This is a genomic window from Uliginosibacterium sp. H1 (assembly GCF_036017065.1).
Classification (GTDB): domain Bacteria; phylum Pseudomonadota; class Gammaproteobacteria; order Burkholderiales; family Rhodocyclaceae; genus Uliginosibacterium.
Genome location: NZ_JAYXHR010000004.1, coordinates 330,599 through 346,793, shown reverse-complemented (window position 1 = coordinate 346,793; position 16,195 = coordinate 330,599). Strand labels below are relative to the sequence as shown.

The following is a 16,195-nucleotide window of genomic DNA, read 5'->3' as shown; positions in this document are numbered from 1 at the left end:
GTGCGCGACCCGGAGCGCCCGCTGCAGATCCTGGCCAGCCGCTTTCCGCGCCCCGGCAGGGTGGAACGCATCCTGTTGCGGCCGGAACGACGCCAGCCCGTCATCGATGTGACGCAAGTGCATGCCGAGGCGGGCGTCGGCCTGGCGGGTGATCGTCAGCGCGGTGGCAAGCGTCAGGTATCGCTAATCCAGGCCGAGCATCTGCCGGTAGTCGCCGCGCTGACAGGGCACGAAGGTGTCGACGCCGCCCTGCTGCGACGCAACCTGGTCATCTCCGGAATCAACCTGATCGCCGCGCGGGCATTGTTTCCCGACCAGGTGCTGCGCCTTCGCATCGGCACGGCCCTGATCGAGATCCACGCCGATTGCGAACCCTGCTCGCGCATGGAAGAAGCACTCGGGCCGGGCGGCTACAACGCCATGCGCGGCCACGGCGGCATGGTGGCGCGCGTCGTGGAAAGCGGCCTGATCCAGCTCGGCGACCCGGTCCACGCGCTCGCCGGCCATGAAGTTCCCCAATCAGATCCATAACTTCCCTGCCATGGGGGCTTTTGCTAGGATGCACCCCACTCCCGACCGGCCGGCTCCCCCGCTGCGGCTCATGGACGGGGCCAACACGCAACGCGAGGAATCATGAGCGAACACATCAACCACGTAACCGACGCCAGCTTCGACAGCGACGTCCTGCAATCGCAAACCCCCGTCCTGCTCGACTACTGGGCGGAGTGGTGCGGCCCCTGCAAGATGATTGCCCCGATCCTGGACGACGTGGCCAAGGAATACGCCGGCAAGCTGAAGGTTGCCAAGCTGAACATCGACGAAAACCAGGACACGCCGGCCAAGTTCGGCATCCGCGGCATCCCGACCCTGATGCTGTTCAAGGGCGGCAATGTCGAAGCCACCAAGGTTGGCGCCCTGTCGAAGTCCCAGCTGACCGCTTTCCTGGACAGCCACCTGTAATACCTCTCTGCGACGCGTGCGGATTGCCCGAAATCCCGCACGCGCCGCATTGACAGGCTCGGACGGGCCGCGTTAGAGTCCAAGCCAGTCCCCTGCAGCGCACGTTTCACAACGTTTCTAGCGCTCGCAGCCAGAATTCTCCCCATTCCCCTTCTGTTCCGGCCCAGCGCCACTTCTTCCGTTCGTCCACTCTTCCCAGGGTTCGTCCATGCATCTCTCAGAGCTCAAGTCTCTGCACGTCAGCCAGCTTCTCGAAATGGCCACCGCCAACGAGATCGACGGTGCCAACCGTCTGCGCAAGCAGGAACTCGTCTTCGCGCTGCTGAAGAACCGGGCAAAAAAGGGCGAACCGATCTTCGGAGATGGCGTGCTGGAAGTGCTGCCGGACGGCTTCGGCTTCCTGCGTTCGCCGGACACCTCGTACCTGGCCAGCACAGACGACATCTACGTGTCCCCCTCGCAGGTACGCCGCTTCAACCTGCACACCGGCGACACCATCGAAGGCGAGATCCGTATCCCCAAGGACGGTGAGCGCTACTTCGCACTGGTGAAGGTGGACAAGGTCAACAACGGCTCGCCCGAAGCCTCCAAGACCAAGATCCTCTTCGAGAACCTGACGCCGCTGCACCCCAACGAGCCGATGAAGCTCGAGCGCGACATCCGTGCCGAAGAGAACGTCACCTCCCGTGTGATCGACATGATCGCCCCCATCGGCAAGGGCCAGCGCGGCCTGCTGGTGGCGCCGCCGAAGTCCGGCAAGACGGTGATGCTGCAGAACATCGCGCACGCCATCACTGCCAACCACCCGGACGTGGTGCTGATCGTCATGCTGATCGACGAGCGCCCGGAAGAAGTGACCGAGATGCAGCGCTCGGTGCGCGGCGAAGTGGTCGCCTCCACCTTCGACGAACCGGCCACCCGTCACGTGCAGGTTGCCGAAATGGTCATCGAGAAGGCCAAGCGCCTGGTCGAGCACAAGAAGGACGTGGTGATCCTGCTCGACTCCCTCACCCGCCTGGCCCGCGCCTACAACACCGTAGTGCCGGCCTCCGGCAAGGTGCTGACCGGTGGTGTGGACGCCAACGCCCTGCAGAAGCCCAAGCGCTTCTTCGGCGCCGCCCGCAACATCGAGGAAGGTGGCTCGCTGACCATCATTGCCACCGCGCTGATCGACACCGGCAGCCGCATGGACGACGTGATCTACGAGGAATTCAAGGGCACCGGCAACATGGAAATCCACCTCGACCGCCGCATGGCCGAGAAGCGGATCTACCCGGCCATCAACGTCAATCCGTCCGGCACCCGCCGCGAGGAACTGCTGCTGGAGCCCGCCGTGCTGCAGAAGGTGTGGGTCCTGCGCAAGCTGCTGTACAACATGGACGACCTGGCTGCGATGGATTTCCTGCTGGACAAGGTCAAGCAGACCAAGTCCAACGCAGAGTTCTTCGACGCCATGCGTCGCTGATGCGGCTGCGCTGGCGGCAAACACCCGGGCTTGAGCCGAGCGGCGTTTGCTGCCATAATCGCGGTCTTTGAATTTTGGGCGATCACATCCGTCGCCCGCTGAAGGGGAAATCATGAAAGCCGAAGGTCATCCGAATTTCGCCGACGTGCAGGTCACCTGCTCCTGCGGCAACAAGTTCACCACCCGTTCCACGCTGGGCAAGCCGAGCTACTCGATCGAAGTCTGCTCCGAGTGCCACCCGTTCTGGACCGGCAAGCAGAAGATGGTCGACACCGCTGGTCGTGTCGAACGCTTCCGCCAGAAGTACGGCAAGAAGTAAGCACTTCCTGCCTCAGCAAAAAGCCCTCGCAAGCGAGGGCTTTTTTTGTTTTCAGGCGCCACCGTGCACTAGCCGATCTCGTGCTTGTCCTCCGGCGGCGTGAAGATGATTCGCGCGTGGCGCTGGTAGGTCCAGTACGACCAGGCCCAGTTCATCAGCACGGTGACGCGGTTGCGGAAACCGATCAGGAAGAAGATGTGGATGAACAGCCAGAACCACCAGGCCAGCAGGCCTGACAGGTGTACCGGGCCGAGATCGACCACGGCTGCCATGCGGCCGATCGTCGCCAGCGACCCCATGTGGCGGTAACGGAAGTCAGGGGCCTTCTCCCCTGCCAGGCGCGCCTTGATGACGCGCGCCACATGCGCCCCCATCTGCTTGGCAGCGGGCGCGACGCCTGGCACCGGCTTGCCGTCCTGGGTCACCGCGGCAAGGTCGCCCGCGACGAAGATCTCTGGAAAACCCGCGACGGACAGGTCGGTCCCGACCGGCACCCTGCCCGCGCGATCCAGCTCTACACCCAGGCTGCGCGCCAGTGGCGATGCGGCCACGCCGGCTGCCCAGAGCACGGTCCGCGAAGCGATCCGCTGGCCGTTCACCAGCACGCCGTCTTCATCGATGGTCTCGACCCGGCCACCGGTCATGACCTGCGCGCCCAGATGTTCCAGCTGCTTGCGGGCCTTGTCGGACAGGGACTCGGGAAACGCCGCCAGGACCCTCGGCCCGGCTTCCACCAGCAAGACACGCGCACGCGACGGATCGATGTGGCGGAACTCCTGCTTGAGGGTGTGCCGCGCGATCTCGGCCAGCGTACCGGCCAGCTCGACGCCGGTCGGGCCGCCGCCCACCACCACGAAGGTCAGCCAGGCATCCCGGGCGACCGGATCACTCTCCAGCTCGGCACGCTCGAAAGCCATCAGCAGGCGCCGGCGGATGAGCAGGCCGTCTTCGAGGATCTTCAGCCCCGGCGCGTGCTCCGCCCAGGCGTCGTTGCCGAAATAGGCATGGGTGGCGCCGGTGGCGAGCATCAGGCTGTCGTAGGCAACTTCGCTGCCATCGGCCAGCAATAGCCGGCGCTCGGTGGCACGGACTTCGCGCACATTGCCGAGGCGAACCTCCAGGTTGCGCTGGGACCGCAGGATATGACGCAGCGGCGCGGCAATATCCGGCGCGGAAAGTCCGGCGGTCGCTACCTGGTAAAGAAGGGGCTGGAAGACGTGGTGATTGCGGCGGTCAATGAGGGTGATGCGGACGGCGCTTTTCGCCAGCGCCCGCGCCGCCCACAGGCCGGCAAAGCCGCCGCCGACGATGACGACGTGCGGTACTGCTGATGCTTGCTGCATGGTGAGTCCCGGGATGCCAAAGAAACCTGTTTGCGCAGTGCGCAGCGGCTTCGGACATGACGCCGGGCCGCGCGGGCAATCAGCGCGATCACCGGTTCGACACGGAACTCCGCGCCGTGTTCAGCGCAAGCCGAGTACGTCCTGCATGTCGTAGAGGCCCTTGCCCTTGCCTTGCAGGAAGGCCGCGGCACGCAGCGCACCGATGGCATAAGGCATGCGGCTGCCGCCCTTGTGCGAAATTTCGACGCGCTCGCCCAGGCCACAGAACATCACCGTGTGGTCACCGACGATGTCCCCGCCACGCACGGTGGCAAATCCGATCGTCTCAGCATCGCGCTCGCCCGTGTGGCCTTCGCGGCCATACACGGCGTGCTGCCTGAGGTCGCGGCCGATGGCGTCCGCCACGACCTCGCCCATGCGCAGCGCGGTGCCGGACGGTGCATCCACCTTGAAGCGGTGATGCGCCTCGAAAATCTCGATGTCATAGCCGGTCGACAGCATCTTCGCCGCCACTTCCAGCAATTTGAACACTGCATTCACGCCTACCGCCATGTTGGCGGCGAACACCACCGGGATGTTGGCGGCCGCGGCAGCGATCCTGGCCTTGCCGTCGGCGTCAAAACCGGTGGTACCGATGACGATCGCGCGACCGAGCTTCTGCGCCACCTGCAGATGCGCAAACGTGCCTTCGGGCCGGGTGAAATCGATGAGGCAATCCGCCTTGGCCAGTTCAGTCTCCACGTCGGAGCCGATCAGCACGCCGCAGGCGTTGCCCACCAGCTCACCGGCATCGCGGCCGATGAAAGCGCTGTCCGGACGGTCGATGGCCGCGGCAAGCACCGCGTCGGGCGATTGCAGCGTGGCTTCGATGAGCATGCGGCCCATGCGGCCGGAGGCACCGGCGATGGCTACTTTGACAGTCATGGCAGTATTCGGTGAGAGGGTTACTTCTTGCCCGCTTCGATCTCGATGACGCGCGGGCCACGCGGCACAGCGGCCGCGGTCGGCTCGGTGGCCGGGGCGACATCACCATCGACACGGGACAACTTGCCGTCGGCGAAGAACAGCGCCACGCGGCGTTGCTCGATCGGCCCCTTGCCGGGCGTGAAGCGGTATACGTAATCCCAGCGATCGGTGCGGAAGCTGTCGATCAGCAAGGGCGACCCCATGATGAAGCGCACCTGCTCCGCCGTCATGCCGGGTTTGAGCTGGGCGAGCATTTCCTGCGTCACGTAGTTACCCTGGCGCACGTCGATCTTGTAGGGCCACTGCGTGCCGGAACACGCGGCCAACGCCACGGACATGCACAGGAAGGTGGCAGCGCGGCGCAGGAAGGTCGGAATGGTCTGGAGCATGACGGAAGCAATCGGGTCTCGGTGCCCGGGCGTCGACACACGCGTCGCGTTCCAAGGCAGGGCGGGAAACTATATCATAGGCACCCCCGACGACTGTCCGACGGAGCCCACGATGGCCACCCCGCAAAGCCTCAAGAACATGGGCCTCAAGGCCACCCTCCCGCGCCTGAAGATCCTGGATCTGTTCCAGCGCAGCGATGAGCGCCACCTCACGGCCGAAGACGTATACCGCATGCTGCTGGACGAGCAACTGGACGTCGGCCTGGCGACCATCTACCGCGTGCTCACGCAGTTCGAGCAGGCCGGCCTGCTCAAGCGCCATCACTTCGAATCCGGCAAAGCGGTATTCGAACTGAACGAAGGTAGCCACCACGATCACATCGTGTGTGTCTCCTGCGGCAAGGTGGAGGAGTTCTTCGATCCCACCATCGAGCAGCGCCAGCATGAAATCGCCGAGCAACTCGGCTACAAGCTGCGCGACCACGCCATGCATCTCTACGGCGTTTGCAGCGACTGCACGAGCAAGGAAAAGAAGTAAGCAGCAGGCTGCGACATGCCCAAAGAAAAGGCCACGCATTGCGTGGCCTTTTTGTTGATGCGGTTGCGGCTTACATCACCGGGCCGATCTGCCAGGGCAGGAACTCGTCGTTGCCATAGCCCAGCATCTCGCTGCGCGTCTTCTCGCCGGAGGCATGCGCCAGGATGGCGTCGAATATGCGCTGGCTGATCACCGGCATCGGCACGCCGTCGATAAGGTCGCCGCAGTTCACATCCATGTCGTCGCGTTGGCGATTCCACAAGGCATTGTTGGTCGCGAACTTGATGGTCGGCACGCCCGCACAGCCGAATGCCGAGCCACGGCCGGTGGTGAAGCAGATGAGCTGCGCACCGCCCGCTGCCTGGCCGGTCGCCGACACGGGGTCGTAGCCCGGCGTATCCATGTAGACGAAGCCCTGCTTGTCGATTTGCTCGGCGTATTCGTACACCGCTTCTAGCGTGCTGGTGCCGCCCTTGGCGACCGCTCCCAGCGATTTTTCGAGAATCGTCGTGAGGCCACCGGCCTTGTTGCCGACCGACGGGTTGTTGTCCATCTCGCCACCGTTGCGGGCGACGTAGTCCTTCCACCATTCGATGCGCGCCAGCAGCTTCTCGGCCACCGCGGTGGTCGCCGCGCGACGCGTCAGCAGGTGTTCGGCACCGTAGATCTCGGGGGTCTCGGACAGGATGGCGGTTGCGCCGTGCGCGACCAGCATGTCCACCGCACCGCCCAGCGCGGGGTTGGCGGTGATGCCGGAATAGCCGTCCGAGCCACCGCAGTTCAGGCCGACGATGAGTTTCGACAGCGGCGCCTCCTGGCGCTCGAACTGGTTGGCCACCGGCAGCATCGCCTGGATGCGCTCGATACCGACCTTGATGGCCTGCGAGGTTCCGCCCAGGTCCTGGATGTTCACGCTCTGCAGCATGCCGGGGGCGTGGCCCTTGAGTTCCTCCACCAGCGGCGCGATCTGGTTCATCTCGCAGCCGAGGCCGACGAACAGCACGCCGGCGAAGTTGGCGTGCTTCGCATAGCCCAGCATGGTCCGCCGCAGCACTGCCATACCTTCGGTGCCACCCATGCCGCAACCCAGCGGGTGTGGCAGGCCGACCACGCCATCGATGTTGGGGTAGTCGGCCAGCAGCTTGCGGTCGAAGTGGCTGGCGATGCCGCGCACCACGGTCGCCGAACAATTCACCGAGGCGATGATCGCAATGTAGTTGCGCGTGCCGACACGGCCATCCGGCCGCGCAAAACCGCGGAAGGTCGCCGGCTTGTCGATCTTAGCCGCCGGATGCACATCGGTACTGAATGTGTGATTGCGTTCGAACTCGCCGACGGCGAGATTCTGCGTATGCACGTGCTCGCCGGGCGCGATGTCGGCCTTGGCGAAACCGATGATCTGGTTGTAGCGCCGCACCGCACTGCCCTTGGCGATCACGCGGGTGGCCACCTTGTGGCCCGGCGGGATGAGGCCACGCACCGTGATGCCCTCTGCCCCCAGCGTGGTGCCGGAAATGAGCTGGGCGGTGGCGATCACCACGTCGTCGTTGGCGTGCAGGCGGATGAATTGGCGGGTGGCGGGGCGTGCCGCAACGGTCGCGTCGCTCATCGTGAGACTCCTTCAGGCAAGCAGTTCGCGCAGGGCCGGGCGTACGCCCTGACGCAGGATCGTTTCAAGCGGTCGTGCCACCTTGTCGGCAAGTTCGGGAATGGCCTTGAGGTCTTCACCCCATAGACGGACATCACCCAGCACCCGTTCCACCAGCGCGGCAGTGTCCTGGTCCTTTTCCCAGGCGCGCCAGGCTTCGGCCCACAGGCCGATCACGTCCGGGTTGTCGCGGATGACGTAGGGCTTGTCGCCGCGCGCCCCGACGTAGTCGCCGCGCTCGTCGAAGCGACCGCGGTAGAAGGCCAGCAGGGCCGCCAGCGAGAAAGCCAGCGCGGCCGGTGCTTCACCGTGCTCGCGCACGTGATCCTTGACCGTCGGCAGCACGCGTACCTGCCACTTCGACACCGAGTTCAGCGAGATGGAAATCAGTTCGTGGCGGATGTGCGGGTTGGCGAAACGCTCCATGATCGTCTTGGCGTAGCCCATGCGCTCGGCGTCGGGCAAGTCCAGGCAGGGGACGATTTCGTCGAACATCAGCTTCTGCATGTAGGCCGCCAGCTCGGCGTCCGTGGTCATCTCCAGCACCGTATCCACGCCGGCCAGGTAGGCCGCCAGCGCGCTGGCAGTGTGAGCGCCATTCAGTACGCGCACCTTGCGGGTGCGGTAGGGCTGCAGGTCGTCGGTCCAGATCACGTCCAGGCCGGCCTTGTGCAGCGGGAATTCCTCGGCCAGCTCGCGCGGCCCCTCGATGACCCACAGGTGGAACGGCTCGGCGGCCACCATCAGCGGGTCGTCGTAGCCCTGCTCGGCGAACTGGGCGTCGGCCTCGCCGGCCGGGAAACCGGGAACGATGCGGTCCACCAGGGTGTTGCAGAAATGATTGTGCTGCTGCACCCAGCCGATGAACCCGGCCGGCAGCTTCCAGTCCTGCGCATGCTTCAGGACGATCTGGCGCAGATTGCTGCCGTTGGCTTCGATCAGCTCGCAGGGCAGGAACACCAGGCCGGTCGCCGCGGTGCCACCCAGGGTCTTGAAGCGATGCAGCAGCAAAGCCGCCACCTTGGCCGGGAAGCCCTGCGGACACCGCGTCTCGTCCAGCGCTTCCTCCACGTAGGCGATACCAGCCTCGGTGGTATTGGAGATGACGAAGCGGGTAGCCGGATCAGCCGCCCGTGCCAGCATCGCGGGCCAGTCGGCATAGGGGTTCAGCGCGCTATCCACGCAACTGACGATGCGTCGCGCTTCGACCACCTTGCCGCCCTGCAGGCCGCGCAGCAACACCGTGTAGAGACCGTCCTGTGACTGCAGCTTGTCTGCCAGGCCACGATCCAGCGGCTGGGCAATGGTGACGCGACCGTTGAACAGGCCCTGGCCGTTGGTGACGTCGATCATCCAGTCGGCAAAGGCACGCAGGAAGTTGCCGTCGCCAATCTGCAGGATGCCCACAGGCGGCTTCGCGCTCGGGGCAGCGGCCTCGGCACGGAATTTCTGGCTGTCGAATAGTCGGCGGTTCAGGCTGGTCACAAGGGTCTCCAGTGGCGTTCGTCAGTCGACGTTGTCTGACAAATAAGCATAATTTTGACAGAACCAGCGGGTGATTGGCCTGACAAGATCAATTTTTACTGTTTTGCGAGCCTTGCCGCAAAAGCGACGCGCCGACCCTATGTGCGGGTCGGCGCTGCCATCATCAAGACCGGACGACCGATCAGACGAAGAAGAAAACCGGCATCGCGTCGCGCGGGATGATGGCGCCCGGATGTTGGACCACGATGGACGCGATCTTGTTGCCGGATCGCGCCGCCAGCTCGGGCGAATTGCCCTGCAGGCGGGCTGCGAGGTAGCCACCGGCGAAAGAGTCGCCAGCGCCGGTCGTATCCACCACCTTCGGCACCTTGAACACCGGCACCGACAGCGGCTCCATGCCGCGGATGCGTACCAGCGTCGGCTCGGCGCCGCGCTTGACGACCACCTCTTCGCAGGCCAGCGAATAAGCGTGTGCCAGCGCACTGCCCTCGTCCAGCCCGTACAGGGCGGCGTTGTCGTCCAGGGTGATCAGCGTCATGTCGCAATTGGCGAAGGCGCGGTCGTACCAGAACGGGGGATCGTCGTCGCGCCACAGGCGGGCGCGGAAGTTGTTGTCGAAGATGACCTTGCCACCCCGGGCGCGGAAGCGCTCGATCAGCGAGAACAGCCGCTCGCGCCCGGCCTTGGGCAGCACGGCCAGGCTGATGCCGCTGTAGTAGATCGCGTCCAGCTCGTCGAGTTCGTCTTCCAGCGGACTGCTGGCGCCCTCGAAATAGCCGCGGGCAGCGCTGGCGTCACGCCAGTAGTAAAAGGTGCGCTCGCCGCTTTCATCCACCTGGATGGTGTAGAGGCCGGGCATGCGGCCCTCCTCGCGCAATACCATGTGGGTGTCGATGCCTTCGTCCTGCCATGCAGCGATCATGGCCTGGCTGTAGGCGTCGGTGCCCAGCTGGGTGGCGTAGGACACCTTGATGCCGCCTTCGGCACCGATGCGTCCGAGATACACCGCCGTGTTCAGCGTGTCGCCACCAAAATGCTGATGCATGGTGCCGAACATCTGGCCACGCATCTCGATCATGCACTCGCCCAGCAAGGCGATCCGGCATTTCACTTCCATTGTTGTCTTGGCCTGTTCTGAGGAAATTCCATCCTGGCAGGTGGAATCATCGCACGCCCGCGCGGGGCACGGCGCAAGTTCGCAGAAAGCTTGCGCCGGGTCAGGACGACGTGACATCCGCCACGGCCGGACGGCAGGTTTGTTGGTGTTTTACACATTTACCCGTACGGGTGGCCCCACAGATTCAAGGCAGCTACGACTAAAGCCGTAGAAAAACCGAGCGCGGGGCTAGAATCGATGCGCGCGCCACGACGGCCGTGACGCGCGGGAGAGAGACTAACCGCCTTTGCGCGGCCTATAAAAAACCTACACATGAAGCCGACACCCCACCTGGCAGATCTGGCCCTGGTCCAGCGCACGCCCGGCCCATCGCCACAAGCAGTGCCCGAACGCATCCGCGTGCTGGATTGCGTCAACACCGCGCTTGCCCAGGAAAAGCTGTCGCTCGCCGCGACGGCGGTGGCTGGCGAACTGGCCCGCGCCTTCGCCTGCGAGCATGTGGTCGTCGGCTTCCTGCGCGGCCAGGTCAGCCGCGTGATGGCCTGGTCGGGCACGGCGGACCTGCGCCAGGAATTCCAGCTCGTGCGCCGCGTCTCGGCGGCCATGGACGAGGCGCTGGACCAGCACAGCACCCTGCGCTACCCGCCCCAGGCCGACGATCCACCGCGCATCACCCTGATGCACGCCGAGCTGGCAAGCGATACCGCCGGCGCGCTGCTCACCCTGCCACTGCCTGCGCGCGGCCGAGCGATCGGCGCCCTCACCCTGATGCGCCGGGCGGACCGCCCCTGGCAGGTGGACGAGATCCTCGCGCTGGAAAAACTGGTCACCACCATCGGGCCGGTGCTCGAACTCAAGTTGCTGAGCCAGGAATCCGCCTGGGTCCGCCTGCGCCATGACATCCGCGATTTCACCACCGGGCTGACCTCGTCGGGCCATGTGCGCAGCAAGTTCGTGGTGCTGGGGCTCGCCCTGCTGATCGCCGCGCTGACCCTGATACCCGTCACCGAGAACGTCACCGCCAATGCCCGCACCGAGGGCCAGATCCAGCGCAGCCTGTCGGCACCGGCCGACAGCTTCCTGCAGGAGGTCTTCGTCCACCCCGGCGATTCCGTGAAGCAGGGCCAGGTGCTGCTGCGCCTGGCCGACGAGGAATTGCTCACCCAGCAACGCCGCCTGGAGGCGGAACTGGCCCAGGCGCAGAGCGAAATGGCCGAAGCCTTCGCGCGGCAGGACCGCAGCCGCATGGTGGGCGCCCAGGCCAAGACCGCCGAAACCGGCGCCGCGCTGAGCCTGGTCGCGCAGCAACTCGCCCGTACCAGCGTGCTGGCCCCCTTCGACGGCGTCATCATCAAGGGCGACCTGCAGCAACTGGTCGGCGCGCCGGTCAAGCGCGGCGACCCTTTGCTGACGCTGGCACCCAACACCGCCTACCGCGTCGTGCTGCAGGTCGAAGACCGCGATGTCGCCCAGTTGCGCGCCGGCATGCAGGGCGCGCTGACGCTGTCGGCGATGCCCGGCGAATCCCTGCCGATCCTCATCGAGCGCGTCACCCCGGTCGCCCAGGTGGAGGACGGCCGCAACGTGTTCGAAGTGCGCGCCCGCCTGCTCGGCGGCCATGCCGGCCTGCGCCCGGGCCTGGAAGGCGTGGCCAAGATCGGCCTGGGCCGCGCACCGCTGGCACAGGTGGCGGGCAGCCGCCTGGTCGACTGGCTGCGCTTCCAGAGCTGGAAGCTGCTGGGCTGACACCGAACCCGGCCAGCCATGACCGAGTCCCTGTTCAGCCCCTACTGGTACCGCGTGGCCGGATTGCGCCCGCGGCTCGCCGGCACCGTGAGCATCAGCCGCCAGAACTTCCGGGACGAGCAGTGGTACGTCCTGGCCAGCCGCAGTACCGGCCGCCAGTTCCGCGTCAATGCGCTGGGCTACCAGTTCGTCGGCCGCCTGGACGGCCGCCTGACCGTGCAGCAGATCTGGGACCAGCTGGTGCGGGAGCTCGGCAACGACGCCCCCAGCCAGCACGAGGTGCTGCACATGCTGTCGGAATTGACCGCTGCCAGCATGGCCAGTACCGAGCAATCGCTGGATCTCGCCAACGTCTTCGACCACGCCGAGCGCCGCCGCGCCGGCCGCCGCGGCAGCCTGCTGTCGCTCAAGGTGCCGCTGTTCGACCCCACGCGCCTGCTGGATGCCATCCTGCCCGCGGTGCAGCCGCTGTTCTCGCGCACGGCCTTCCTGCTGTGGCTGCTGGCAGTGATCGCGGCCCTGGTGACCGCCGGCATGCATTTCAACGAGCTGCGCAGCTACGGCGCACGCCACCTGCTGACGCCGGCCAATCTCGCGATCATGTGGTTCTGCTACCCGCTCATCAAAGCCGCGCACGAGATGGCGCACGGCCTCGCGGTGCGTCATTGGGGCGGTGAAGTGCATGAAACCGGCGCCACGCTGTTCCTGTTCATTCCCGTGCCCTACGTCGACGCCTCCGCGGCCTCCGCCTTCCCCGAGAAATCGCGACGCATCCTCGTCAGTGCCATGGGCATCATGGTGGAAACGGCCATCGCCGCAGCCGCCCTGGCGCTGTGGCTGGCCGCCAGCGACAGCCTGCTGCGCGAGGCGGCCTTCGCCTGCCTGCTGATCGGCGGCGTCTCCACGCTGCTGGTGAACGCCAATCCGCTGATGCGTTTCGACGGCTACCACGTCCTGACCGACTGGCTGGAACTCCCCGGCCTGGCGACCCGCAGCGAAGCCGCCCTGCGCCACCTAGGCGAACGCTGGCTGCTGGGCAACCGCCACCTGCCCCCGCCCGCCGGCACCGAGGGGCATCGCCTGCTGCTGGTCAGCTACGGCCTGGCGTCATGGGTCTACCGCATCCTGCTGTTCGTCGGCATGCTGGCCTGGATCAGTGCCAAGAACGCCCTGGCCGGGCTGGCACTGGCGGTGTTCCTGCTGTGGAAATACCTCGCACAGCCAGCGCTGAAGCTGGTGCGCCATGTGTGGACGGCTCCCCGACTGGAGGCCTGTCGTGCTCGCGCGATCGCCGGCCTGGTGGTCATCGTCGGTGGGCTGGTGCTGTTGCTGGGCGTGGTGCCGATGCCCTACACCACCCTGACCCAGGGCGTGGTGTGGGTACCGCCGGAAGCGCAGGTGCGCAACGAGACCGAGGGCTTCGTGGAACAGGTGCTGGTCAGCGACGGCCAGCAGGTCAGCAGCGGCCAGCCGCTGGTAGTCCTCGTCAATCCGGACCTGGACGCCGCCATCGCCCAGATGCAGGCGCGCATCGACGAGCAACAGGCCGTATTCCAGGCCAGCCTGCTCGGCCAGCCAGCACTCGCCGTCGCCAGCCAGGAAGCCATCGACAAGCTGGGCGCCGACCTTGCCGAACTGCAGCGCCGACGCAATGGCCTGACCCTCAGGGCACCCCGCGCCGGCAAGCTTGCGCTACCCGACGGCGAGGACCTGCCGGGGAGCTTCTTCCCGCGTGGCAGCAACATTGCCCACGTGATCGCGCCCGCCGACATGACGGTGCGGGCGGTCATGCGCCAGCAGGACGTCGACCTGCTGCAGAAGGGCGTGCGTGCCATCGAGGTGCGCCTCAGCGAGGCACGCGGGCACAGCCTGCCGGCGCAGTTGCTGGCGCAGACACCGGCGGCCACCTTCCTGCTGCCGAGTCCCGCACTGGGCGACCGTGGTGGCGGCCCGGTGATCACCGATCCCGCCGACGGCGAAGGCACGCGCGCGCTGGAGTCCTTCTTCGTGCTCGACCTGCGCGTGCCGGGCAGCGGCCTGGAGCGCATCGGCAGCCGCGCCTGGGTGCGCATCGAATACGAGCGTGCGCCACTGGCCCGGCAGTGGCTGCGCAGCCTGCGCCAGGTGTTCGTCAAACAGTTTGGCGCGCGCGGCGCGGCCATGCTCGGCACCGATCTCGACCTTCCCTGATGGCCGCCCGCGACCCTTTGCCCACCCCGGGCATCGTGCTTGGCCCCTACCCCGAGAAACCCGATCCGGACACACCCGCGCCCTGGCAAGCCGGCCTGATGGCCACATGGGCCGCGCTGCCGCCCGTCGCCCACTTGCGCGAGCGTGCCCTGCGCGCTTGGGTGGCACGGGTACGCATCGCCCAGGCGCAGGTGCCACCGTTCCCCGGACGCGCCTTCCGCGACGCCTTGCTGGGCGTGCGCGCGGAAATGGCGCGCGACGGCTTCGATTCCCCCGCCTGCGAGCGTGCCTGTGCCTTCGTTGCGCAGGCCATCACGGCGGTGACCGGCCTGCAGCTGCGCGACAGCCAGTTGATGGCCGCCCATGTCGTGTTGAGCGGTCGCCTGGCCGAGATGCCCACCGGTTCCGGCAAGACCCTGGCCACCGCACTCGCCGCCACGGTCGCAGCGCTGGCCGGCGTGCCGGTGCATGTGCTGTCGGCCAACGATTACCTGGCGCAGCGCGACTGCGACTACCTCCGCCCGCTGTTCCGCACCCTGGGCCTCAGCGCGGCCTCCATCGCCCAGGCCATGAAGCGGGGCGAGCGGCGCAGCGCCTACGCCTGCGACATCGTCTATTGCAGCGCCAAGGAGCTGGTATTCGACTGGCTGCGGGACAGCCTGCTGCCCCCGCCCGTGGGCCCGGGGCCGGACCCGCGCAATGGCCGCGTGCTGCGCGGCCTGTGCATGGCCATCGTGGACGAAGCCGACAGCGTGCTGATCGACGAGGCCAATACCCCTTTCGTGCTGTCGGAGTCCTATGCCGAGCCCGGCCAGATCGCCCTGTGCCGCCTTGCGCTGTCGCTGGCCGAGCGCATGCAGGAAGGCCTCCACTACCGGCTGGACGAGCGCCGCGCCGTGACCCTGGGCGATGCCGGCAAGCACCTGATCGCCGCCTTCCAGCCCGACAGCGGCGCTGGCGAGAACGCCGGCAGCGCGGCGCAGGACAACCCCCTGTGGGCGGTGCCGCGCTACCGGCAGGAACTGGTGGGGCTGGCCATCCAGGCCATCCACGTGTTCCAGCGCGACCGCCACTACATCGTGCGCGACGGCAAGGTGCACATCGTGGACGCCACCACCGGCCGCGTCGCGGAAGGCCGCAGCTGGTCGCGCGGCCTGCAGCAGCTCATCGAACTCCGCGAAGGCTGCCTGCCCTCGCCCGCCACCCGCGTCATCGCCCAGGTGACCTATCCGCGCCTGTTTCCGCGCTACCTGAAGCTGGGCGGCATGAGCGGCACGCTGACCGAAGCCCGCGCCGAGTTGCTGGAGGTCTATGGCTTGGCGGTGGACATCGTGCCCAGCGGCCACCCGCGCACGCTGCGCATCGCCCCGCCCCAGGTCTTCGCGCGTAGCGAGGACCGGTTGCAGCGCCTGCTGGACAGCGTGCAGGCCGCCCGCGCGGCCGGCCGGCCGGTGCTGATCGGCACCGATTCGGTGGGCGAATCGGAAAAGATCGCGCGCCTGCTCGCTGCCCATCAGCTGCCGCACCAGGTGCTCAACGCCCGCCAGGACCGCCACGAGGCCGAGATCGTGGCGCAGGCCGGCGCCGCCGGTCAGCTCACCGTGACAACCAACATGGCCGGTCGTGGCACCGATGTGCACATTCCCCCTCAGGTCGCCCACAATGGCGGCCTGCACGTCGTTTCCTGCCAGCACAGCAGCTCGCGCCGGATCGACCGCCAGTTGTTCGGCCGGGCAGCCCGCCAGGGCCAGCCCGGCAGCGCCGAAACACTGCTCGCGCTGGACGAAGGTTTGCTGGCAACACATCTGCCAGCCCCTGTGAAATACGTCCTCCGGCACGTCTCAAGGGCCGGCCTTCCTACGCCGTTAGTCTTAGCGAGGGCTGTCACCCGGTTCACCCAGGTCCTGGAAGAGCGCCGCCTGCGGCGCGCCCGGGCCGTTGCACGTTGGCAGGACCAGCAGCAAAGCGCACGCATGCCTTTCGGCATGCGATCCGAAGCCGCAGCCCCGGAGTCCGACAGACGATGACG

The 16,195-nt window shown here is 66.7% G+C and carries 14 protein-coding genes; 8 read left to right on the top strand and 6 right to left on the bottom strand.

From position 1 onward, the window contains the following. From VVD47_RS20650 to rpmE, 4 genes are all read left to right on the top strand, one after another. Positions 1-531: an MOSC domain-containing protein gene (locus tag VVD47_RS20650; RefSeq protein WP_327605419.1), complete on the top strand. Its 531-nt coding sequence runs from the start codon at positions 1-3 to the stop codon at positions 529-531. Between the two features lie 102 nt (positions 532-633). Further along, entirely contained in the window at positions 634-960 is a 327-nt protein-coding gene (gene trxA, locus VVD47_RS20645; protein WP_327605418.1) for a thioredoxin TrxA, read from the top strand. Positions 961-1,168: 208 nt separating this feature from the next. Continuing rightward, positions 1,169-2,425, top strand: a complete 1,257-nt coding sequence (gene rho / locus VVD47_RS20640) for a transcription termination factor Rho (RefSeq protein WP_327605417.1) — start codon at positions 1,169-1,171, stop codon at positions 2,423-2,425. Positions 2,426-2,537: 112 nt separating this feature from the next. Next, positions 2,538-2,744, top strand: a complete 207-nt coding sequence (rpmE, locus tag VVD47_RS20635; protein WP_327605416.1) for a 50S ribosomal protein L31 — start codon at positions 2,538-2,540, stop codon at positions 2,742-2,744. 68 nt (positions 2,745-2,812) lie between these two features. Here rpmE and VVD47_RS20630 read toward each other — a convergent pair whose 3' ends face one another. The 3 genes from VVD47_RS20630 to VVD47_RS20620 all read right to left on the bottom strand — a co-directional run bounded on the left by VVD47_RS20630 (position 2,813) and on the right by VVD47_RS20620 (position 5,442). Further along, positions 2,813-4,087 (bottom strand): NAD(P)/FAD-dependent oxidoreductase, encoded by a 1,275-nt coding sequence (locus tag VVD47_RS20630; protein ID WP_327605415.1) that lies wholly within the window; start codon positions 4,085-4,087, stop codon positions 2,813-2,815. A gap of 120 nt (positions 4,088-4,207) precedes the next feature. Further along, a complete protein-coding gene (gene dapB, locus VVD47_RS20625; protein ID WP_327605414.1) occupies positions 4,208-5,011 on the bottom strand; it encodes a 4-hydroxy-tetrahydrodipicolinate reductase in 804 nt (267 codons plus the stop codon). 20 nt (positions 5,012-5,031) lie between these two features. Next, positions 5,032-5,442, bottom strand: coding sequence for an outer membrane protein assembly factor BamE (locus VVD47_RS20620; RefSeq protein WP_327605413.1), 411 nt, complete (start codon positions 5,440-5,442; stop codon positions 5,032-5,034). 112 nt (positions 5,443-5,554) lie between these two features. Between VVD47_RS20620 and fur the strand changes: the two genes are divergently transcribed. Then, the gene (fur, locus tag VVD47_RS20615) at positions 5,555-5,980 is read left to right on the top strand and encodes a ferric iron uptake transcriptional regulator (RefSeq protein WP_327605412.1); all 426 of its coding nucleotides are present in this window, start codon (positions 5,555-5,557) and stop codon (positions 5,978-5,980) included. Positions 5,981-6,050: 70 nt separating this feature from the next. Here the strand turns inward: fur and VVD47_RS20610 are convergent, their stop codons facing one another. The 3 genes from VVD47_RS20610 to VVD47_RS20600 form a co-directional block, all read right to left on the bottom strand. Beyond that, complete coding sequence (locus VVD47_RS20610) at positions 6,051-7,589, bottom strand: UxaA family hydrolase (RefSeq protein WP_327605411.1); 1,539 nt, start codon at positions 7,587-7,589, stop codon at positions 6,051-6,053. Between the two features lie 12 nt (positions 7,590-7,601). Then, on the bottom strand, positions 7,602-9,113 hold the full coding sequence (locus VVD47_RS20605; protein WP_327605410.1) for a tagaturonate reductase: 1,512 nt from the start codon (positions 9,111-9,113) through the stop codon (positions 7,602-7,604). Between the two features lie 181 nt (positions 9,114-9,294). Then, entirely contained in the window at positions 9,295-10,230 is a 936-nt protein-coding gene (locus tag VVD47_RS20600) for a sugar kinase (RefSeq protein WP_327605409.1), read from the bottom strand. Positions 10,231-10,542: 312 nt separating this feature from the next. Here VVD47_RS20600 and VVD47_RS20595 point away from each other — a divergent pair, with 312 nt between their 5' ends. From VVD47_RS20595 to VVD47_RS20585, 3 genes are read left to right on the top strand one after another with little or no spacing between them, the layout of a single operon-like run. Continuing rightward, on the top strand, positions 10,543-11,976 hold the full coding sequence (locus tag VVD47_RS20595) for an efflux RND transporter periplasmic adaptor subunit (protein ID WP_327605408.1): 1,434 nt from the start codon (positions 10,543-10,545) through the stop codon (positions 11,974-11,976). A gap of 18 nt (positions 11,977-11,994) precedes the next feature. After that, complete coding sequence (locus VVD47_RS20590; protein WP_327605407.1) at positions 11,995-14,166, top strand: biotin/lipoyl-binding protein; 2,172 nt, start codon at positions 11,995-11,997, stop codon at positions 14,164-14,166. Then, positions 14,166-16,193 carry a preprotein translocase subunit SecA gene (locus VVD47_RS20585; protein ID WP_327605406.1) on the top strand — a complete coding sequence of 676 codons (2,028 nt, stop codon included), beginning with the start codon at positions 14,166-14,168 and terminating at the stop codon, positions 16,191-16,193. The genes VVD47_RS20590 and VVD47_RS20585 overlap by 1 nt, the downstream gene beginning before the upstream one ends. Positions 16,194-16,195: the final 2 nt, after the last annotated feature.